The organism is Agrobacterium sp. DSM 25558 (genome assembly GCF_900100825.1).
Taxonomy (GTDB): Bacteria; Pseudomonadota; Alphaproteobacteria; order Rhizobiales; family Rhizobiaceae; genus Agrobacterium.
This window is the reverse complement of sequence record NZ_FMUD01000002.1, coordinates 215,948-236,701: the sequence shown is the minus strand read 5'-3', so window position 1 is coordinate 236,701 and position 20,754 is coordinate 215,948. Positions and strand designations below refer to the sequence as shown.

Annotated in this window: 20 protein-coding genes; 7 read left to right on the top strand and 13 right to left on the bottom strand. The window is 56.5% G+C overall.

Annotated elements, in window-relative coordinates:
- Positions 1–82: 82 nt before the first annotated feature.
- The 5 genes from corA to DSM25558_RS03590 all read right to left on the bottom strand — a co-directional run bounded on the left by corA (position 83) and on the right by DSM25558_RS03590 (position 5,693).
- Positions 83–1,060, bottom strand: coding sequence for a magnesium/cobalt transporter CorA (corA, locus tag DSM25558_RS03610; protein ID WP_077101855.1), 978 nt, complete (start codon positions 1,058–1,060; stop codon positions 83–85).
- 387 nt (positions 1,061–1,447) lie between these two features.
- A complete protein-coding gene (locus DSM25558_RS03605; protein WP_077101910.1) occupies positions 1,448–2,575 on the bottom strand; it encodes an Mrp/NBP35 family ATP-binding protein in 1,128 nt (375 codons plus the stop codon).
- Between the two features lie 101 nt (positions 2,576–2,676).
- Positions 2,677–3,900, bottom strand: coding sequence for a CmpA/NrtA family ABC transporter substrate-binding protein (locus tag DSM25558_RS03600; RefSeq protein ID WP_077101853.1), 1,224 nt, complete (start codon positions 3,898–3,900; stop codon positions 2,677–2,679).
- 77 nt (positions 3,901–3,977) lie between these two features.
- Complete coding sequence (locus DSM25558_RS03595) at positions 3,978–4,718, bottom strand: helix-turn-helix transcriptional regulator (RefSeq protein ID WP_077101851.1); 741 nt, start codon at positions 4,716–4,718, stop codon at positions 3,978–3,980.
- A 174-nt stretch (positions 4,719–4,892) separates the two neighbouring features.
- A complete protein-coding gene (locus DSM25558_RS03590; protein WP_077101849.1) occupies positions 4,893–5,693 on the bottom strand; it encodes an IclR family transcriptional regulator in 801 nt (266 codons plus the stop codon).
- Positions 5,694–5,810: 117 nt separating this feature from the next.
- On the opposite strand from DSM25558_RS03590, the gene DSM25558_RS03585 reads away from it, so the two are divergent.
- The 4 genes from DSM25558_RS03585 to DSM25558_RS03570 are packed head-to-tail and all read left to right on the top strand — an operon-like array spanning position 5,811 to position 9,031.
- A complete protein-coding gene (locus DSM25558_RS03585; protein WP_077101847.1) occupies positions 5,811–6,581 on the top strand; it encodes an SDR family NAD(P)-dependent oxidoreductase in 771 nt (256 codons plus the stop codon).
- Positions 6,581–7,498, top strand: coding sequence for a 2-dehydro-3-deoxygalactonokinase (locus DSM25558_RS03580; protein ID WP_077101845.1), 918 nt, complete (start codon positions 6,581–6,583; stop codon positions 7,496–7,498). The genes DSM25558_RS03585 and DSM25558_RS03580 overlap by 1 nt, the downstream gene beginning before the upstream one ends.
- A 12-nt stretch (positions 7,499–7,510) precedes the next feature.
- Positions 7,511–8,140 (top strand): 2-dehydro-3-deoxy-6-phosphogalactonate aldolase, encoded by a 630-nt coding sequence (locus tag DSM25558_RS03575; RefSeq protein WP_077101843.1) that lies wholly within the window; start codon positions 7,511–7,513, stop codon positions 8,138–8,140.
- A 3-nt stretch (positions 8,141–8,143) separates the two neighbouring features.
- Entirely contained in the window at positions 8,144–9,031 is an 888-nt protein-coding gene (locus DSM25558_RS03570) for an SMP-30/gluconolactonase/LRE family protein (protein ID WP_077101841.1), read from the top strand.
- A gap of 242 nt (positions 9,032–9,273) precedes the next feature.
- Here DSM25558_RS03570 and DSM25558_RS03565 read toward each other — a convergent pair whose 3' ends face one another.
- Together DSM25558_RS03565 and DSM25558_RS03560 are read right to left on the bottom strand one after the other, a co-directional pair.
- Positions 9,274–10,635 (bottom strand): putative bifunctional diguanylate cyclase/phosphodiesterase, encoded by a 1,362-nt coding sequence (locus DSM25558_RS03565; protein WP_077101908.1) that lies wholly within the window; start codon positions 10,633–10,635, stop codon positions 9,274–9,276.
- 127 nt (positions 10,636–10,762) lie between these two features.
- The gene (locus DSM25558_RS03560; RefSeq protein ID WP_077101839.1) at positions 10,763–12,427 is read right to left on the bottom strand and encodes a response regulator; all 1,665 of its coding nucleotides are present in this window, start codon (positions 12,425–12,427) and stop codon (positions 10,763–10,765) included.
- A 337-nt stretch (positions 12,428–12,764) separates the two neighbouring features.
- Between DSM25558_RS03560 and mutL the strand changes: the two genes are divergently transcribed.
- From mutL to DSM25558_RS03545, 3 genes are all read left to right on the top strand, one after another.
- On the top strand, positions 12,765–14,582 hold the full coding sequence (gene mutL / locus DSM25558_RS03555; RefSeq protein ID WP_077101837.1) for a DNA mismatch repair endonuclease MutL: 1,818 nt from the start codon (positions 12,765–12,767) through the stop codon (positions 14,580–14,582).
- A 75-nt stretch (positions 14,583–14,657) separates the two neighbouring features.
- A complete protein-coding gene (locus DSM25558_RS03550) occupies positions 14,658–14,894 on the top strand; it encodes a DUF2093 domain-containing protein (RefSeq protein WP_077101835.1) in 237 nt (78 codons plus the stop codon).
- A gap of 122 nt (positions 14,895–15,016) precedes the next feature.
- Positions 15,017–15,514, top strand: a complete 498-nt coding sequence (locus tag DSM25558_RS03545; RefSeq protein ID WP_077101906.1) for a YciE/YciF ferroxidase family protein — start codon at positions 15,017–15,019, stop codon at positions 15,512–15,514.
- 49 nt (positions 15,515–15,563) lie between these two features.
- Here the strand turns inward: DSM25558_RS03545 and DSM25558_RS28125 are convergent, their stop codons facing one another.
- The 6 genes from DSM25558_RS28125 to DSM25558_RS03515 all read right to left on the bottom strand — a co-directional run bounded on the left by DSM25558_RS28125 (position 15,564) and on the right by DSM25558_RS03515 (position 20,710).
- Positions 15,564–15,887: a hypothetical protein gene (locus DSM25558_RS28125; protein WP_077101833.1), complete on the bottom strand. Its 324-nt coding sequence runs from the start codon at positions 15,885–15,887 to the stop codon at positions 15,564–15,566.
- A 98-nt stretch (positions 15,888–15,985) separates the two neighbouring features.
- The gene (lpxK, locus tag DSM25558_RS03535) at positions 15,986–17,023 is read right to left on the bottom strand and encodes a tetraacyldisaccharide 4'-kinase (protein WP_077101831.1); all 1,038 of its coding nucleotides are present in this window, start codon (positions 17,021–17,023) and stop codon (positions 15,986–15,988) included.
- A gap of 101 nt (positions 17,024–17,124) precedes the next feature.
- Positions 17,125–17,865, bottom strand: a complete 741-nt coding sequence (locus DSM25558_RS03530) for an HAD family hydrolase (RefSeq protein ID WP_077101829.1) — start codon at positions 17,863–17,865, stop codon at positions 17,125–17,127.
- Between the two features lie 2 nt (positions 17,866–17,867).
- The gene (gene waaA / locus DSM25558_RS03525; RefSeq protein WP_077101827.1) at positions 17,868–19,184 is read right to left on the bottom strand and encodes a lipid IV(A) 3-deoxy-D-manno-octulosonic acid transferase; all 1,317 of its coding nucleotides are present in this window, start codon (positions 19,182–19,184) and stop codon (positions 17,868–17,870) included.
- Positions 19,185–19,492: 308 nt separating this feature from the next.
- Positions 19,493–19,729 carry a DUF4170 domain-containing protein gene (locus tag DSM25558_RS03520; RefSeq protein WP_077101825.1) on the bottom strand — a complete coding sequence of 79 codons (237 nt, stop codon included), beginning with the start codon at positions 19,727–19,729 and terminating at the stop codon, positions 19,493–19,495.
- 177 nt (positions 19,730–19,906) lie between these two features.
- Complete coding sequence (locus DSM25558_RS03515) at positions 19,907–20,710, bottom strand: 3'(2'),5'-bisphosphate nucleotidase CysQ (protein WP_077101904.1); 804 nt, start codon at positions 20,708–20,710, stop codon at positions 19,907–19,909.
- Positions 20,711–20,754 lie beyond the last annotated feature (44 nt).

Sequence of the window (20,754 nt, the reverse complement as noted above, 5' to 3'; positions counted from 1 at the left end):
ACCCTTTCAGGCGGTGATCATCCGCCTCCGGCTTGCCGAGGTCTTCCTTATCCAAGGTATGAGACATGTTGATTCTGACCGGTTAGAGCCAGCCCTTCCATCGGAAAAAAATGAACGGAATAATAGCCGAGACAAGCATGACGATGACTGCCAGTGGATACCCATAGGACCACTGCAACTCCGGCATGACGTTAAAGTTCATTCCGTAAACAGATGCCACGAGCGTTGGCGGCAGAAAAACGACCGACGCGATGGAGAAAATCTTGATGATCGCGTTCTGCTCGACATTGATGATGCCGAGCGCCGCGTCCAGCAGAAAGGTGAGATTGCCTGATATAAACGAGGCGTGCTCCGACAGGGACTGGATATCGCGGCCAATCGAGCGCCCCGTTTCCTTGGCTTCCTTATCCTGCTGCACATTTGGTGTGGCTTGCAGAAAAGATTGCAAGCGGGCCAGTGACGCCAGACTATCCCGCACCTTCGATATCAGTCGGTGATAGGCGGAGATATCCGCGATCTTGTCTTCCAGATAGCGCGGTGCTTTGCGTTTGCTGCGCGCCTGCTCTCCGAAAATGCCTGCGGCGACCGTATCGATGCCAACAACGGAATTCTCCAAAATCTCTGCCGTGCGGTCCACGATGGTCTCAAGAAGCTTCAAAAGAAGGGCGGCACCACTGCGCATCTCATGCGGCACACGGGTAATGGCTGCGGTGAAAAGGTTGAATGATTTCGGTTCCGCATAGCGAATGGTGACAAGCCTTTTGCCAGCCAGAATGAAGGCGACGTCTGTGAGCCGAGGGTCCTTGGAGTTTGCATTCCAAACCAGCGAACCCGTCATGAAAACATTGCCATCTTCCACATAAAGACGGCTGGACGGCTCGATGTCCTTCAAATCTTCGCGGGTTGGCAGCTCGACACCAAGCGCCTTTTCAACGAAAATCTCTTCGGCTCGCTCCGGGTTGATGAGGTCGATCCAGACAATATCGTCCGAGATCTGCGGGACCGAATGGTCCGCCGACAGGCTGATTGCCTCGCAATTCGAGCGATAGGCTTTAATCAATCAGTTTCTCCGGTCAGCACACCGACAAATGCCGGTAGGCTGCTCTAACACATCATGTGTGGCTTCCGCAAACGTCCGGGATGGACGGCGGATCAAACGGCGCGGCCTATGCTCCCTATGCCCATAAGAATCAAGGAGTATTTTTTAACAGGCCTAGCCGACCTAGACGATGCGACGCAGGAAGCAGACCACACCACTTGCGAGACACCATTGCAGCAACATTCTAATTTTTTGATAAAAATCAATGTATTTCAGTATTTTAACAGATGATCACAGATGACGTCGCGCACCGAAATCTCCCGCAATAAACGAAAGTCGGCATGAATTTCTACCTGGGCGCGGGCGAAAGACCGAGTGCTATGCGCATGGCGCATCAATGACTGCCCATTATTCGAACACGATCCGTGGTGCGGGCCTGCGCAGACCGGCACCAACCTGCGCCCAGACTTTATGGGCAATATCACGATAAATCTGCGCCTGCGGCCCATCTGGCTCCGCCACGACAACTGGTGTTCCAGCATCCGACAGCTCTCGAATGGAAATCGTCAGCGGCACCTCTCCGAGGAAAGGCACATCTATGCGCTCCGCTTCCGCCTTTGCGCCGCCATGGCCGAAAATATCGTAGCGCGCGCCCGTATCCGGCGCGATGAAGTAGCTCATATTTTCGATGACGCCGAGGATCGGCACTTCGACCTTGTGAAACATGGTGACGGCCTTGCGGGCGTCGATCAGCGCCATATCCTGCGGGGTCGATACGATAACGGCCCCCGCCAACGCCACCTGTTGGGCAATGGTCAGCTGTGCATCTCCCGTGCCGGGCGGCATATCCAACACCAGCACGTCGAGTTCTCCCCACGCGACCTCGCGCAGCATCTGCATCAAGGCAGACTGCACCATCGGCCCGCGCCAGATCATCGCCGCTTCTTCATCCACCAGGAAGCCCATGGACATGACCTTGAGGCCGTAATTTTCCATCGGCATGATGACGCGGCCCTCGCCCTGTTGCGGTCGACCGGAAATCTTCAGCAATCGGGGCAGCGACGGGCCATAAATATCCGCGTCCAGAATGCCGACGCGTAAGCCCAGCAATTGAAGCCCAAGCGCCAGATTGACGGACGTCGTGGATTTTCCCACCCCACCCTTACCGGACGCCACGGCAATAATCGCGCCAACACCGGGAACACCAGCCTTGGTGCGCGGCTGCGGTGCCGACTTTGCTGGTCCAGGTGCGGGTGCAGCTTTGGGCGGAGGAGCGGAGCCTGGCTTGCGATCTGCCGTGAGCGCAACCATGGCCGCTTTTAGGCCGGAGACGCTCAGCGCTGCCTTTTCGGCCGCAAGTCGCAAGGGCTCCATGTCATCGGCCTTGTCAGCCGGAACGGTGATGGAGAAATAGGCTTTGGCATCCGCAATGAATATTTCCGACACCATGCCAAGCGCGATGATGCTTTTATCGCCGCCCGGATAGACAACGCTCTCCAATGCCTGCTCGATCTGCTTCTTATCGCCCTGTGTCATGCCGGTATCCATTGCGCCCGATGCGCCGGTCTTCAATAACCAACCGCGCTCGTTTCGCCAATGATAAAGCATAAATGGCTGACTTCGGTAACAACCACGTCTCAGCTTTCGCTGCCAGCCCCCAGCTTTTCGGGATCGAATATTCGTCCGTCGAAGAAGGCATCGGGGCCTAGAATAAGGTCGGACCGCGATGCGCCGACGTGGACCGGCACCTGTAATGTTCCCTCAAGCTTCATATTGGCGGCCGGCACGGGCGCGAAGATCGGCTTCATCGCTTTGCGGAAGAGGTCCGGGCGAAAGGCCTGGCATGCCGCCTCATAAGCCTTGGCGTCCTCGGCAAATTCCGGGGGGCAATCCTTCCACCGCAGCATCTGACTAAAGAACCACAATGCCTGGCTCTGCCAGGGAAAATTCGCTGCCTTGCCGCTGGTGGAAAAAAAGCCGGGGCATTCCAGCATGCGGGCTGGGGAATGCGAAATATAGCCTGTGAGCGCAGGCAGAATCAGATCGCCGTCTACGTCCAGATAATGCGGAGCAGACAGAATGCCCGCAAGCTCTTCGATATTGGCGTGGCTTGAGCACCATTCACCAGCGCGGTACAGCACGCGCAGCAGCGCCTCCAATGTGGCTGGCTGGGCACTTGCCCAGTCGCGTGAAAGCGCCAGGACTTTTTCCGGTGCATTCTGCCAGATGTGCGATTTCGTGGTGATGATACGCGCCGTTCCGCGCAGAACCGCTGTACTACCGTAGGGTTCACCGACGTAAAAGCCGTCTATCTCACCTGCCTCCAGCATGTCCGGCATATCTGCCGGTGAGGCTGCAACCATAGTGACATCGCGATCCGTGTGGAGATGCGCACTGCCCAACAGATACCGCAACTCGAACACTGAAACCGCCAGAAGATGCTCGACGGCAAACACCAATGGTTTCAGCTTCGCAATTTGCCGCGATGCCGCAACGCGCGCAACAGCGCGGGCGACGGTGGCGGGATCGGGTATCTTCATTCCCTGTTCGGCGAGATCATCGTGCAGGATCTGCGAGACAGTAAGCGTTGCACCTCCTGTCGCCAGAACGAATGGCGCAACGAGGTCAGCGGGCATATCCGGCAGGCCAAGAGCCGAGGCGACAGGCAAGGAGGCAGGAAGGTGAAGCCCGTGGAGATCGCCAGCGCCCCACGCGACCAACAGGTCACTTGCGCTTGGCTTTTTCACGAGCTCCAAAGAAAGACCCTCGTCGGTATCGAAACCTTTTTCGGCTGCGACAACGAGCACAGCGCAATCGATTGTCGGAGAAAACCCAGCCTTGAAGCTTTTCGAAGCCGCCAAACGAATCTCCTCTGCCACGAGCAACCCAAGAATTGCTTACGTTCATGCAGATAACAATGGAAAAATCGAAAATATTTCTACTTTATAATACCGACACGCAATGCTTTTGCCACGGCCTGGGTGCGGTTGACCGTGTTGAGTTTTTTGGTTGCGCGGTTCAGGTAATGATTGACTGTATGTTCCGAGAGCGTGAGAATTTCGGCGATTTCCGCGCTGGTCTTGCCGGCAGCAGTCCAGTTCAGACAGTCGATCTCGCGATCCGTCAGCGTTTCGGGGATTCGAGAATCAAGGCTGCGGACGTAAGCGAGACGGCTGAAAACATGGGCTGAGATATAAGCAATTTCAGCGACGCAGCGTGGTGCCAGATCAATGTTGTCGCCATGAAACGACACTGCGCCTCTCTGGCCGGAAGGATCTTGTACCGGAAACCACAATGCGCTCGTCATGCCAAAACGACCAAAGAGATCCGAAATTTTCTTGGCGATAACATCGTCGTGACCCCGCGTCGTGAATTCAAGATCGACCCGGAACGGAACGCTGGATTGCTTTAGCGTCCGAAGCACGTTGCTGCGCGAAAGCAAACCTTCGTGATCATACTGGTGCAGTAACTCTGCTGGCCAATTGGTGATGACAGTATATTGTGACAACTCCAGCGCGATATGGGACGGAAGGTTGATGACCATGAAGGCCTTCATCCCCCATGCTTCGGTTATTTTCTTCAGAAAGCGGAATATATCGAACTGCGTCTTTAACTGCTCCACGTCCTGCGCACATTCCGCACCGGGATGCGAAGAAGGGGAAAGTTCAGGGGTCAACATTGATTTTTGATTCTTTGCGAGGTCGGCTTAAAAGAAGAGATTACATAGCACAAATTTGCTAAGGCATGAATATCAACAAGCTACTTTTTTGCAAACAAAAGTTGATTGCAGTCATCAATCATACTTTTGAAGCCCAGTATTGTTATTGTACAATCGGGCGCGGTTTCTATCTGCTCACTCGTGCGTTGGCGGCAGGCGCACCAATAAATCTGAAGAAATATTCTGCGCTGCTTCACGGACGATCCCCGACCACGCCTCCAAGCGCTCACGCGTTAGGCGATAAGCCGGGCCGGTAACAGAGATGGCAGCGTGAAAACGCTGGCCCGGTGCGGCAATGGGAACCGCTATGCACTGAATTCCGCTCTCATGTTCTTCCAGATCGAAGCCGAAACCACGCAGGCGAAAAGTGTCGACTTCCTGTTTTAGCTTGGTTGCAGAAATGATCGTACTTGACGTATAGGGATGAAACGCGATGGTTTTAGAAATATTAGAGAACTCGGATTCCGGGAGGAGCGATAACGCTGCCTTGCCGACCCCCGTACAATAGGCTGGCGAAACACGGCCGATCTGCGAATACATGCGTACCGCATGCTTGCCGTCGATCTTGTCGAGATAGATGATTTCCGCACCCCGCAGGACGCCGAGATGCACCGATTCCTGGGTCTTCTCATGTAATATGCGCAAATGCGGTGCGGCAATGGAGCGTAGATCGTTACCGCTCCATGCCTGCGATGCGAATGTCAGAAGTCGCACACCCGCGACGTAAGTCTGGTCTTCCTTTTGTTCCAGCAGGCCCTCTCCCAGCAGATGCACCAGTTGCCGGTGAAGCGTGCCTCTCGGCTGACCGGAGCGCTGAAGAATATCGGTAAAGCGAAGCGGTTGCGGCGACATGACGACCAGTTCCAGCAAAGCGATTGCCTTTCCCAGCGTGCCGGTGGTGCTATCCGTTGTATTTTCGGTAAGATGGGACGCCATGTTATCTCCATGTGCGACATTGCTGCGCTTGACATTTCAAAGAGGGAAAGGGCAATATTCCGTCAAATGAAACTTAGTTCCAAATAATGGAACTTGCAATCCGTGCTGGGAGGCGTGATGGCGGAAAATTCTGGGCAGTTTTCCGAATTCGCGGACCAGGGCGTCCTTATCACCGGCGGAGGCTCCGGCATCGGCGCATCGCTGGTCGCGGCTTTTGCCGAGCAAGGCGCAAAAGTCGCCTTCATCGACATCAATGTGTCGGCCAGCCAGAGCCTTGTCGAGAATCTATCCACAAGAACGCGGCATCCTGTGACTTTCATCGAAGCCGACCTTCGCGACCAGTCGCAACTGGCACATGCCGTGAAGGCAGCGGCGGACGCGACTGATGGCATCAAGGTTCTGGTGAACAACGCGGCCTGGGATGATCGACACGATATCGACACTGTGACCAGCCATTATTGGGATGCAAACCACGCGGTAAACCTGAAGCCGGTGTTTTTTGTGACGCAGGCGGCGTTGCCCTATCTGCGCAAGGCCGAGGGCGCTTCGATCATCAATTTCTCGTCCATTTCCTATCTGCTGAACATGGGCGAATTGCCGGCCTATGCCGCGGCCAAAGCGGGCATCGTCGGCCTGACGAAAAGCCTTGCCGGACGGTTGGGCACGGAAACCATTCGCGTCAACGCTATTCTCCCAGGCATGATCGTGACAGAGCGGCAGAAGGAACTGTGGCTAACGGACGATTCGATTTTGCAGGGCGTTGCGCGCCAGTGCATCAAGCGCGCGTTGACGGCGGACGATCTCGTCGGTCCCTGTCTCTTTCTTGCCTCTTCGGCATCTGCCGCCATGACGGCCCAAACAATCATCATTGATGGAGGTCTTTTGTAATGGCCGATGCCGCATTTGTTGCCGTGGACTGGGGTACGACCAGTTTCCGGCTTTGGTTGATGAGCAAATCCGGCGAGATACTGGGCGAACGACGCAGTTCCGAAGGCATGACAACCGCCATGCGGACCGGTTTTCCCGAGGTGCTGGCCTCCCATCTCGCCGCCCTTTCCGCACCATCAGGCCTTCCCGTCATCATCTGCGGTATGGCAGGAGCGCGGCAGGGCTGGGTCGAGGCCGGTTATGTGGATGTGCCCGCCGATCTCTCGGATGTCTTAAAGGGTGCGGTGCGCGTACCGGGCCAGGCTGACGATATTCGTATTCTTCCAGGGCTTGCCCAGCGCGCGACAGAAACACCTGACGTGATGCGCGGCGAGGAAACCCAGCTTCTGGGTGCCTTGTCTGCCGATTACAGAACCGGCGATCAACTGGTCTGCATGCCCGGCACGCATTCCAAATGGGTCAGCGTCAGCAATCTGAAGGTCACGGGCTTTTCCACATTCATGACCGGAGAACTGTTCGACGTCATTTCCAAACACTCCATCCTGTCGCATGCCGTTTCTGACGCGGAAGCCTTCACCGGTGATCTGCCTGCCTTCCGCGCCGCAGTTTCGGACAGCTACGCCAACCCACAAATGGCGACGAACCGGCTGTTTACAGTCCGGTCCGGGCAACTGCTGCACGGCCTTTCCGCAACAGACGCCAAGGCGAAGCTCTCCGGTACCATGATCGGCCTGGAGATCGCCGGAGCTCATTCCACCGCACCGAAAAGCGCAAAGGTGGTGCTTATTGCATCCGGCGCTTTGGGCGCGCTTTACAAGGCGGCCTTCGACGCCTTGTCCATCAATTTCGTAACCATCGATGCCGATGAAGCCGTTCGCCACGGGCTTGTCGCCGCTGCACATGCCATCTGGCACTGAGGAGAATTTAGAATGCGTATTCCCTTCCCCGAAATGAAATACCCACTCGTCGCCATTCTGCGCGGCATCCGGCCAGAAGAAACAGAGGGCGTGGTGAGCGTGCTTCTGGAAAGCGGCCTGCGCGCCATTGAAATTCCGCTCAATTCGCCAGACGCCTTCCGCTCCATCGAGATCGCCGCGAAGCTTGCCCCGGCAGATGCGCTGATCGGTGCCGGCACCGTGCTGACCGTCGACGATGTCGCGAAGCTCGATGCGGCAGGCGGCAAGCTGATGGTCAGCCCGAACGTCGATGTCGAAGTCATCACGGCGGCGCGCGAAAAGGGCATGGTCACCATGCCGGGCGTGCTGACCCCGACGGAAGCTCTGTTGGCATTGAAAGCCGGTGCCACCGGTCTGAAATTTTTCCCCGCCAGCGTCCTCGGCCCATCCGGCATCAACGCCATCCGCGCCATTCTGCCCAAGGATACGCTGGTTGCGGCTGTCGGCGGCGTTTCCGACAAGAACTTCAGCGATTACACCAGCATCAGCGTAACCGCCTTCGGTCTCGGCACCAGCCTCTACAAGCCGGGCATGACGGCGACGGACGTTCGCGAACGCGCATTGCTCACCATCAAAGCCTACGACATTGCGATCGGAGCATAACCCATGGCTGATATCCACGAATTTGCAGGCACGGTGCTGGACGCGACACAGATGCATCTTGGCGAAGGACCGAGTTTCGATCCGCTGAGCAACAAGCTTTGCTGGCTGAATATTCTCGGCAAGGAATTGCACGAACTCGATCCGGCAACCGGCGAGAAAACCGTCCACGCCCTGCCCTTTATGGCGAGCGTCGTAGCACGCATCGACGAGAAGCGGCAATTGCTGGCGTCCGACGAAGGCCTGTTCATTCGTGACCGGGCAACGGGCGACCTCTTCCTCCATGTCGATTTCGAGCCCGGTAAACCCGGCAACCGTTCCAATGACGGGCGTGTGCACCAGAGCGGCGCGCTGTGGATCGGCACCATGGGCAAGAAGGCGGAAAACGGTGCGGGCGGTATCTATCACGTGGCCAAGGGCGTGGTGACGACGCTGTTCGACAATATTAGCATCTCCAATGCCATCTGCTTTTCACCGGATGGCGCGACAGGATATTATGTCGATACAAAAGTGAACAAGCTTATGAGCGTGCCGCTGAACCCACAGACGGGCCTTCCAACCAGCTCGGCCAAAGTCCTGATCGATCAGGCAGGAAAAGAGGGTGGCATGGACGGCGCTGTCTGCGACGCGGACGGCAACATCTGGAACGCGCGATGGGGTGCCGGTGCCGTAGACCGCTATTCGCCGACCGGACAGCATCTCGACCGATACAAAGTCCCGGCAAAACAGACAACCTGCCCGGTCTTCTTCGGTGCTGCCGCCAATCGCCTTGCCGTTACCTCCGCCTGCGAAGGTCTGGACGACGAGACGATCAAGGCCAATCCGCTTTACGGAACGACTCTCGATCTTGGTATCGCGGTAAACGGCGTGCTGGATGGCGCTTATAGGGTTTAGCCCCTTTTGGGATGATCGAAACATTCTCCGTCATTCCGCATCAAGTGCACCGGTGTCCGGTTCAAATTGAAGGACAGTTTGGCGGAAATACCTTTACATCCGTCACCCCGCACTTCCTGCGGGGTCCAGTAGACGCGCGTCTGCGCGGCGTAAGACGTTCTTTCAGCCCAAGGACTTGGGCTGACTGGATCCCGCATCAAGTGCGGGATGACGGGGAACGAAGCAACATTGGAAAAGGATCACTAACCGAAGTCGCGGCCACCGGCTGACATATCGCGATAATTTTCCTGCAGATAGCGGTGTGTTGCCGCAGAATCCACTGGTCGACCATAGAAATAACCTTGGCCCATGGCGCAGCCGAGGCTGCGCAGTTTTTCCGCCTCGGTCTTATCCTCGATGCCCTCTGCGACAACCTCGAGATCCAGCCCGTCGCACATGGCAACAATAGCCTTGATGATATGTTCCGACGGGCGGTCGGTGCTGATGCGTGAGACGAAGGCGCGGTCGATCTTGACCTTGTCGAATGAGAAATCACGCAAACGCCCAAGGCTCGATTGGCCGGTGCCGAAATCGTCCAGCGAAATACGAACGCCAGCCTGCTGAAGCTCGGTGATGATGCGCTGCGCGGTATCGGCCGATGTCATGACCGCCGTTTCAGTAATCTCCAACTCCACCCGACGCGGATCGAGGCCGACGCGCCGCAGGATCGACAGGATATTCTCCGCTGTACCAGGGTCCATCAACTGTGCGGAGGACAGGTTGAAGGACAAAAACAGCTCCCGTGGCCAGGAAAGTGCGGCTTCCGCGGCCTTGCGCAACAGCGTCTCCGATAAAGCATCGATGAAGCCGCGTTCTTCAGCCAGTGGCACGAAGACGGCGGGCGACACGAAACCCAAGTCGGGATCGTTCCACCGCGCCAACGCCTCGAACCCAATGACAGTCGCATCGTTGAGACGCACGATCGGCTGGAAATGCACGTCAACGGCGTCGTTGATGATGGCGTTTCTCAACGCCTGTTCAAGCTGCGTCGCGCGCTTCATTTCCTGCGCGATTTCGCGCGAGTAAACGGTGATCTGGCCACTGCCACGTCGCTTCGAACGATAAAGCGCGGTTTCCGCGCTCTTCAACAAATCCTCGAACTCTTCGCCCGCAAAGGGGTAGATTGCAAAGCCGAAGGATGAGGACAGACGAACGTTCCGGTCTCCCAGATCATAGGGTGCAGACAGCACGTCCTTGATCATATGTCCGACGCGCTCTGCGCCTGAGCGCTCGAAGACGAGTGGCAGGACGAAGGCGAACTCATCGCCGTCGTGACGGGTCACGACAGCCCCATCCGGCACACAGGCCTTGAGGCGATGGGCGACCTGACAGAGAATTTCATCCCCCGCCTCGACGCCGAAAAGATCGTTGATCGGTTTGAAACCGTCAATATTCGCTACACCGATGGTAAAAGGTGCCGGGTCGCTGGCGCGCTCTGCTGCCAGCATGCGGATTTTATCACGCAGCCGGTACCGGTTTCCCAGACCTGTCAGCGGATCGCTGTAGGCCATGGCCTGCAACTCGTGCTGGCTTACATGCGGCGCATTTGGCTCTAGCAATTTCATGCGCGCATCCTGAACAACAGATTGTGGGAAGTTTTGCTGAGAATGATATGTGATTCTTAAAATACCACTATTGCTGAAGTCTGCGAAATAGCCATCGATTTTCACAGGATTCCGCCACTTGCATCAATCATCCTCGAATACGATGTTGGCTTTCCGGCAGATATCGCTTGAGCAATATCTCCACCATGTCAGGGCTGACCGGCTTCAGCAGCATGTCGTCCATGCCAGCATCCAGACAGGCTTGACGATCACCTTCGAAAGCCAGCGATACGACGCCGATGACGGGGGTACGGGCGCGCTCCGCTCCCATCATCTTGCGCAATCGGCGTGTTGCTTCGAAACCATCGAAATCCGGCAGCGTCGTGTCCATCAAAACAAAGGATGGTTTTTCCTGTTCGAAAAGCTGCAATGCCTGTTTGCCGGTGGCGGCAATTTTGTAGCTCAGCCCCAGACTTTCGAGGATTTGCGAAAAAACGATCTGGTTGATGTTGTTGTCTTCCACGACAAGAACATCGAGTGTCGTTTTTTTCGTGGATGCCGGTGTGCTTCCGGTGCAGATTTCCAGACTACCATCCGCCTGCGTCGATGATAACGCTTGATGCTTATTTCGGAAATGGCGCGTCATCTGGTTGATCAGAGAACTTTCCAACTGAAAATCATCGGCAGTCATGGCATCCAGGCCATAGGTCTGCGGCAGATCCAGACAGGCGATATCCAGTTGCACATCGACGATCACGAGGTCGATCCGGACGTTGGCCGAGGTGGCAAACTCGATGAAGGCCTTCATTTCGGCTTGGCTTTTCGCGACCGCGCAATCGACACCAACGGCGACCATTTTTTTGCGCGCTACTTCTCCGAGATGGTCATTGGGCGTGACGAGAAGAATGCTGCGACCCGTCAATATCTGCGAGGACTGATGATGCTCGTCCTCCAGATAAGACGACGGGGTGAAAGACATGTGCTCCAGCCCGCGAATGACGCCTTTGCCATCGGCATCCGCCGTCGCAAATGTGGTCACGTCGTCCATCGTCGTTACGAGGAAATATCGGCCAGGCTTGCCCACACGCTGCTTTCTCGTGATGACGAGAACTTCTTCGCCCGTCAGCCGCGTGACCCGCTCCGGCAGAATGGCAGGTGTGCCTGTTTCAAGAACGTGTTGATCCATGGCATCGATACGCGAGGCGAGCGGCTCTGCATGGATATCCGAAACAGTACGACCAAGAATGAGATCGGCAGATGTTTCCAACAGGGCGCACCCCGCCTTGTTGACGGCAACGTAGTAGGTGTCACGATCCTTGACGAAAATTGAAAGGGGTAACGTGTCGAGAATTTCTTCGGTCAGTTGCACACGTTCGATATCTGAACGCCACTGATCTTCGCGCTTCTTCTGCTCGGAAATATCAGAGATGACGCAGATGCCCAGGCCGGACGGAAAGCGTCTCTTGACGAGGCGCAGCCATCTGCCGCCAGCGCGCTGCTCCACCGTTTCGGAGCGCTCTTTCCAATGGGAGGACAGTTGTTCGGCGACCCAATCGTCCCGCTCGACACCACGCGGCAGCAAATCGCTGTCCGCTGTCTTTCGGCCATCGTACAATGAGGCCAAGAAATCGCGAAGCCGGGTGCCAATCGTGAGCTTGGTTTCACAAACAGGCAAATAGCTGAGAACACGACGATTGACGAAGACGATATGGTCGTCGCGATCATAGATGATCAATGCAGAGGAAATCGAATCGCAAACGGCGTCGAGCATGGCAGTGTAAATGTCTGCACAGACCGCCTCCTCACCCTTCATTGCAATTCCTCACACGCACGTCTCAAGGCAAAATGCACTCACAACAAGCCGGCCAATGACCGCATGAAAATGGATAAACTATTGGACATGCGGGTTGGGTTCTCAAAGCAGACGTTTGAGATCATGTAACGGCCCCAGCTTTCCGTCACACCTCCCTTGGCGGCACCGAAGGGACATAGATGCTGCATTCATTTCCAGCTGATTGCACAGTAGAAGCTTTCCCTTAAGACGCGCTTAACGTTGTTTGGCAGAAATATTTAGCGGGACAACCAACACATCTGCCGCAATCGGTGTGATTTTCCTTTCACAAGACGGAAGAATCCACGAAAATAGCACCATGTCCATCAAACAGCTCTCCGAGACCCTCATCAACCAGATTGCCGCAGGCGAGGTCATCGAGCGACCTTCCAGTGCAGCCAAGGAATTAATCGAAAACGCCATCGATGCCGGTGCGACGCGCATCGAGATCGCGACTGCCGGGGGCGGCAAAGGGCTTGTGCGTATTGCCGACAATGGCAGCGGCATGTCGCCCGGCGATCTGGAACTGGCAATCCGCAGACATTGCACATCGAAGATTTCCACAGCGCTGGACGATATCCGCACGCTGGGTTTTCGCGGTGAAGCTCTGCCCTCCATTGGCTCCGTGGCCAAGCTGACGATTACCAGCCGCCAGCAGGGTGCCGCCGAAGGTGCGATTATTTCAGTGAGCGGCGGCAAGCTCTCACCCGTGCGACCGGCTCCCTCCAATACCGGCACGATCGTAGAAGTACGCGACCTGTTCTTTGCCACGCCTGCGCGTTTGAAGTTCCTGAAGACGGAAAAGGCCGAAGTGGCGGCGATCACCGAAATCGTCAAGCGCATGGCGATTGCGTTTCCGCATATCCGCTTCGTGCTCTCAGGCACGGACCGCTCGACGCTGGAGTTTCCAGCAACGGGTGATGACCACCTTGCGCGAATGGCGCAGATTCTCGGTGCGGATTTCAAGGATAACGCCATCGAGATCGATGCGGAGCGCGAAAACGTGACATTGACCGGCTTTGCCGGCCTGCCAACCTTCAATCGTGGCAACTCTGCACATCAATATATGTTCGTGAACGGTCGCCCGGTGCAGGACAAACTTCTGCTTTCGGCTATTCGCGGAGCTTATGCCGAGACCATACCGCATGGGCGTTACCCTATTGCAGTTCTGGCTTTGCGGCTTGACCCAGCATTGGTGGACGTCAACGTGCATCCGGCCAAATCCGATGTGCGCTTTCGCGACCCCGGCCTTATTCGCGGGCTCATCGTCGGTGCAGTGCGTCAGGCCTTGGCCCGTGAGGGAGACCGCGCCGCAACCACCGGCGCTGCGCAGATGATGAATGCGTTTCGTCCCGGATACAGCCCATCGACCGTGCGGCCCTTTTCATCACAGGCATGGTCGCCAGCCACTTCACCGTCCCGCCCGCTTTTGGTTTCAGGTGGTTTGTCTCTGCACGAAACGCCTCAGTCTCAGTTCACCGACATCAGCATGCCCACGGCGCGCGCGGATAACGCCGACATCGGCATGAACGCGACGGCGGTGACGGAGGCCTCTCGTTATCCACTAGGCGCTGCGCGGGCGCAGGTTCACGCCAACTACATCGTCGCCCAGACGGAAGACGGTCTCGTGATCGTGGATCAACATGCAGCGCATGAGCGCCTCGTATTCGAGGAGATTCGCAAAGCGCTGCATTCCAAGCGTCCCTCATCGCAGGTTCTGCTGATACCCGAAATCATCGATTTGCCGGAAGAGGATTGCGACCGGCTGATGCAGCATGCCAGCGACTTCGACAGCATGGGACTGACCATCGAACGCTTCGGGCCGGGCGCTGTGGCGGTGCGTGAAACGCCTGCCATGCTGGGTGAGGTCAATGTACAGGGGCTGGTGCGGCAACTCGCCGATGAAATTGCCGAATGGCATACGGCGGGCAGCCTTGCCAGCAAGCTGGAATATGTCGCGGCCACGATGGCTTGCCATGGCTCAGTGCGGGCAGGTCGTCGCATGCGGCCGGAGGAAATGAACGCGCTGTTGCGGCAGATGGAAAACACGCCCGGCTCCGGCCAGTGCAACCACGGACGTCCGACCTATATCGAACTCAAGCTTGCAGACATCGAAAAGCTCTTTGGCAGAAGCTGAGATATTCCACGCATGCGCCGCTGGTATTCCGGCTGCAGCAACGTTAAAAAGACTCAGCGTCAGGAGACAGGACAAATGAACAGATTTGAAGGTGGCAGCAATCGCGAGGCCAAGATCGAATATCTCGACGGCGATATGCGCATCGTGCAGACCGGTTCCTATGTCGTCTGTGCCATGACCGGTAAACATATTCCGATCGATGAGCTGCGCTACTGGAGCGTGGTTCGTCAGGAGCCCTATGCCGATGCAGCCGCGTCGTTCGAGGCGGAAAAACGTGCCGGAGCCCTGCCCAATCAGAAACGCAGTGCCTGACCGAAAAACACATTTCCCTAAAATATAATTGAAGTTGTGCGCGACCCAGCAGGAACGATCACACCCGACGCTGGTTAGCTCGGAGTGTAATGCAAAAGCACGATTTTCAATGGGAGATGAACATGGCCGAGAAAACACTAGACGATCTTTTTTACGATACGCTGAAGGACATCTACTACGCCGAGCGTCAGGTGCTGAAGGCACTGCCAAAGATGGCGCGCGCCGCGACCGATCCAAAGCTGAAAGCAGCATTCGAAAAGCACAAGGAAGAAACCCAGGGGCATATCGAACGGCTTCAGGAAGTTTTCGAGCTTATCGGCAAGCGTGCTCAGGGCAAAACCTGCGAAGCCATTCAGGGCATCATCGCCGAGGGTGAAGAAATCATCGAAGACTACAAGGGCACCGCTGCTCTTGATGCTGGTCTGATCTCTTCAGCACAGGCCGTCGAACACTACGAAATCACCCGTTATGGCACCTTGAAAGCCTGGGCTGAAAAGCTTGGACACACCAAGGTCGTACCGCTTCTCGAAGCTACGCTGAATGAAGAGTCCACAACCGACGAGGCGCTGACTGAGCTCGCCACTGCTTCGGTAAATGCAGCTGCTCAAAAGGCTGCTTAACCTTTACAAAGCAAGAAAAAAGCCAGGCATATCGCCCGGCTTTTTTTCGTTATGGGGTGGTCGTATTTGTGGAATTGGGGTTTCTGTCCGTTCCCTCTGTCGGCGGTGTCGAGCCGGAAGGCGTATTGTTATCGAAGGTGTTAGCACCCTGCGCACCCGGATTTGGCGTCGTAGCCGGTGTTCCCGGACTTGGCGCTGGCTGCACTTCAGACGTTGCGGGAGCCGTCGACTCGCCCCATGTTTCCGCGACGATCCAGACTGCACCTGCCAGCAGCAGACTGATCACCAGAATAATCAGCACCGGACTGCCCTTTAAACCCTGGCGGCTTTCACGCGGGGTGAATACTTTTTTCTCGACCTTGTCTTGCGCCATCGTTTTCTCCTCACAACAATCCAAATTGGAATTCTTCATGAAGAGAAGCACTGCAAGCCCCGATTGTTCCTCGGCAAGGTGATAATCGCCAAATTACATCACGATGATTGTTTCTGGAGCTTACGACGGCTGTAATTCTCGAAGGCGGCCTCGATGATTAACTGCGGCGCAGTCGGATCGTCAAACTTCATGTCGATTTCGATGACGAGCGTGCGTTCAAGCAATTGAGCCGCACCGCCATGATGTCCGGCAAGGCGCACCGCATCTTTGGCTGTCGTAACCGGCAAGAGATCAAATTTGGCGGCTTCTTCTGCCACGTTCTGAATGTCTTCATCACTGAAATGATGATGGTCCGGAAAGGATCGTTTCACCACGATCTCGCCGCCGAGCTGCTCGACCGTCTGATAAAACTTGTTCGGATCGGCAATACCCGCATAGGCCAGCACACGTTTGCCCGCAAAATCCGGCTGCGGTCTGGGCTGGATGGATGAAACGAAGACAGGCTTGCCGGCGCGCGATGCAGTTCGCACAATGGCATCGGCCGCCTGCCCGTTGCCGACCTTCAAGATGGCCGAAAGCTGGCGCATCTGCTCGGACAGCGGTGCGCGGACGGGTCCGCCCGGAACGAAATGACCGTTGCCGATGCCGCGCTGGGTGTCGATGACCACAAGTGCGTAATCCAGCGTCAACCGTGCACTTTGAAACCCGTCATCCATGATGATGAAATCGACGCCCTCAGCCACCAGCCTGCGCGCGCCATCGACGCGCTTTCGCGAAATGACCGTGGTTGCTTCGCGCGCCAGCAGCAACGGCTCATCACCGACATCCACGGAACGATGGTGGGCCACATCCACAAGCGTGGTGACATCCAGGGTGCCACCGTAGCCACGGCTGAGAAAACCCGGTTTCAAACCTTTTTCTATGGCGGCTCTGGCGATAGCGATCGCAGTCGGTGTTTTGCCTGCGCCACCCACCGTGAAATTGCCGATGCAGATGACGGGAACCGGCACGGACGCACGTTTCGACGTCCTCATCTGCCGCCCGGCAACCTTGCCATAGAGATAAGAAAAGGGCGTCAGAGCCCATGCCTGCCAACCGGGCTGTTCCCACCAGAATGGCGGCGCTTCCGAAACCATCAGTCTCCAAACTCCCGCTTTGCCAATGTGGTAGCAGAAGCTATCTCGCAGAAAGGTAAGGATTTTGCAAAAAGGCGGCAAAAAAGCACTGAAATTCAGCCCTACGGGGCTGCCCGCTGCGGCAACAGGTCTTCGAGGTCGGTTATATCGTCAAAACAATAATCCGAATCCGCACGCAGGCTCTCTTTCGAGCCTGTGCCCGTCAGCACGGCAATACGCAGACCGGCCTTCGCATTGGTCGCCATGTGCAAATCGTGATTGTTGTCTCCCACCACGGCCACACGGTGCGGCGGCAGACCGATTGCCTGGCAGAAGCCTAGTACCATGCCCGGCTGTGGCTTTGTGCCATGACCGCTGTCATAACCGGCGACGAAATCGAGATCGGTTTCGAAGCCGAAGCGTTTTGCAAGTTGCCAAATGGAGGCTTCATTGTCGCTCGACGCGATGCCGAGCCGGTAGCCCCTGCCCTTGAGGCGCGCGAAAAAGGCTTTGAGGTCTGTCACGGCAACCGATTTTCCCGCAGCCTCGGTGAACAGCCGGTCGAGTCGTTGGGTGAGTTCAGCGAGTTCACAGGGAGAACCGGCTGCCACCAGCCCTTCGGCAATCTGCACCGTATTGCCAGCAGCAAGCAGGCTATCTGGCTGGACGTGGCCGGTAACGGGGTCCATGCCGCAGGCGAGAAGAAGTCTATCCGCCAGTTCGGTATCGCCTTTTGAGGCAATCGCTGCAAGCTCCCGGTTGATCGGACCCCAGCTTGCATCATAGCCAATGAGCGTCCCATCCTTGTCGAATAGGACAGCCGCAATGGCGGCGGGCGATTTTGCAGGAGCCTTGGCGTCCACGATCAGCCGGCCGCACTGCGCGGTTGAAGTTTGGCCGTCACCGTCAAAGGATTGATATAGGGCTCAAGCGCCTTCACAGTCGCAGACAGCGCGCCGCGCATGTCCTGAATGACCCTGCCGCCGGCATCGATCATCTTGTATCGCTCATTGTCGTTGACCAGCAGGTAATGCACGGCTTTGGCCAGCATTTCCACATCGCGGATAATCCGCCCGCCGCCGGACCGCAGCAGCTTCTGATAGGCTTCGCGGAAGTTCTGGACATGCGCGCCAGACAAAACGGCGCAACCCAGCATGGCCGGTTCCAGCGGGTTCTGACCGCCTTCCGCCATTAGCGAACGCCCGACAAAAGCCAGCTCGGTCAGCCGCAGGTAAAGGCCCATCTCGCCGATGCTGTCGCCAAGGAAGATATCCGTTTGCGGTGTGATGACATCGTTGCGGCTTCTGCGCGCCACGGTCAGATTCATGCCCTTGAGCATGGCCTCGATATCATCCGCCCGCTCCGGGTGCCGCGGTACGATCAGCGTCAGTTGCCCATCGCGCGATTTGATGGCTGCGTGAACGGTAGCAGCGGCCTTTTCTTCACCATCGAATGTGGAGATCGCGGCCCATGTCTTGCGATTGCCGATCTGGCGACGATAGGTATCCAGCAGTGCAGCGTCGCACGGCGGCGGATCGGTATCACCCTTGAGATTACCCGATACCACGACAGGCCATGAACCGAGATCACGGAAGCGCTCGGCATCGACGTCGGACTGCGCCACGACAAGAGCCAGCTTGCTGAACAGAGCTTCTGCAAATTCAGAGTGACGCTGCCAACGACCAAAGGAGCGATCGGAAAGCCGCGCATTGACGCGTATCTGCGGAATATGGCGGCGCTCGAGCTCCATCATGGTGACGGGCCAAATCTCGGATTCGGCGGTAATCGCGGCGTCCGGCGTCCAGTAGCTCAGGAAACGGTTGATGGAAATCTTGATATCGAGCGGCACATATTGGTGGATGACGTCATCACCCAGACGGGTTTTGCTCAACTCTGCTGACGTGACTGTGCCAGTGGTCAAAAGAACGTGAATGTCGCGTTTGCGGATTTCGCGGATGAGCGGAACGAGAGCCAGCGTTTCGCCGACACTTGCAGCATGAAACCAGACCAGCGGGCCGCGCGGACGGTCTGCGCTGGCATGGCCGAAGCGCTCCATTCGGCGGCGTTTGTCTTCCTTGCCCTTTGTAGAGCGATACATCAAATAGGGTCTGGCAAAGGGATAGGCGGCAACACCAGCAATTCTATAACCCGAAAGGGCGAAACGTGCGATCCGGCTATTCATGACATGCTGCCTTTGATCAATGCGCGCAATGTTTTCCCCTGTGATCGATACCAGAGCGACGCGCCATGAAATGGAACTGTCCGCGTTGCCCTGTCGTTCGTTTGAGCATCGAATGTCCCGAGAACAGCGCCACATTCCTCGGGTCGATGACGTGAAACCTACTTCTTATGAAAATACGTCTTTTTTGTCTCAGAGCATAAGGCCAACGAAAAAATGATGTCGAGGCCGGAGAGGTTATGCGTGTCCCCGCAGACTCACACAACCTCCTGTCCATTCACGATAGTACAAAGGAAGTAGGAAACCAGCGATTATTTGCTTTGCGGGTCAAGCAAGCGGTGCATATGCACTATAAAATAACGCATATGGGCGTTATCCACAGTCTGCTGCGCCTTTGACTTCCATGCTGTGAGTGCTGTTGCATAGTCTGGGAAGATGCCGACGATGTCGAGCGCCTTCAAATCGCGAAATTGTACGTCCTGAAGATTTTCCAGCTCGCCGCCGAATACCAGGTGCAGAAGCTGTTTTTCGTTGCCCGCTACGGTCATAGTCTTCTCTTCTTTCTCATCGTTCAAAGTCTTGTGATCAGATGGATCGGGGGTCTTTAGCAGACTATCAACGTTCTGATCTTCACCGAAAGGATCAGGATTTTATGCGAAAAATCCAGAGTGTCTTTCGCAGTCCCGGTCCGTGAGGCCTTCATCTGCGGGATTTTCCGCTGAAAATCAACCTCTGGCTGGTGACTTCAACCGCTCCAGCAGGTCTGGCAACAAATGATTTGCTGCGGCGCACAATTCGGGGTGGCTGACCTCACGACGGTTATACGTCAGTGGAGCTCCGGACAGGTCCAGAAGCTGCCCGCCGGCGCGCTCCAGAATGAGATCGGCCGCTGCCAGATCCCAGTCATGGGAATTGGCCTTGACCAGCGTTCCGTCGATACGACCGTCTGATACCATGGCCAAGCGATAGGCGAGCGACGGCACGTGCGGAATGCGGTGAACGCGTGATTTGAGATGCGCAGGAAGCTGCGCAATCACATCTTCGGGCGCTGCAAGCTTGATGTCTCCGGAACTGGCATCCGACACAGACAGCACCTGACCGTTCTTCATGGCAGGTCCAGACAGAACCGCCGTAAACTCCTCGTTGAAGGCCGGGGCGACGAGAACAGCAGCAGTGGGCCTGCCATGGTGCACGACAGCGACGCTGACGCACCACGTGTCCTTGCCGCCGATAAATGCGCGGGTTCCGTCGATTGGATCGACAACAAAGAGCGTGTCTCTGGATAGACGGTCCTCATCGTCGTCGGTTTCTTCCGAAAGCCAGCCATAACCGGGGCGCGCCTTGCGAAGGATCGTCTCCAGAGCTTCGTTCGCGGCGTAATCCGCAGCACTGACGGGCGAATGGCCTTTTTTCCACCAGACTTCAGGATCCTTGCGAAAAAATGTCATCGCAACTCTACCAGCCTCGCGGGCGGCATCCAGAATGAGCCCGAGATCGGAACTCCAGTCGGCTCCTGCAACATCTGTCATTTTATTGTCGTTCATTTCGCTGTCTCCGGTGCATCAACATGCAC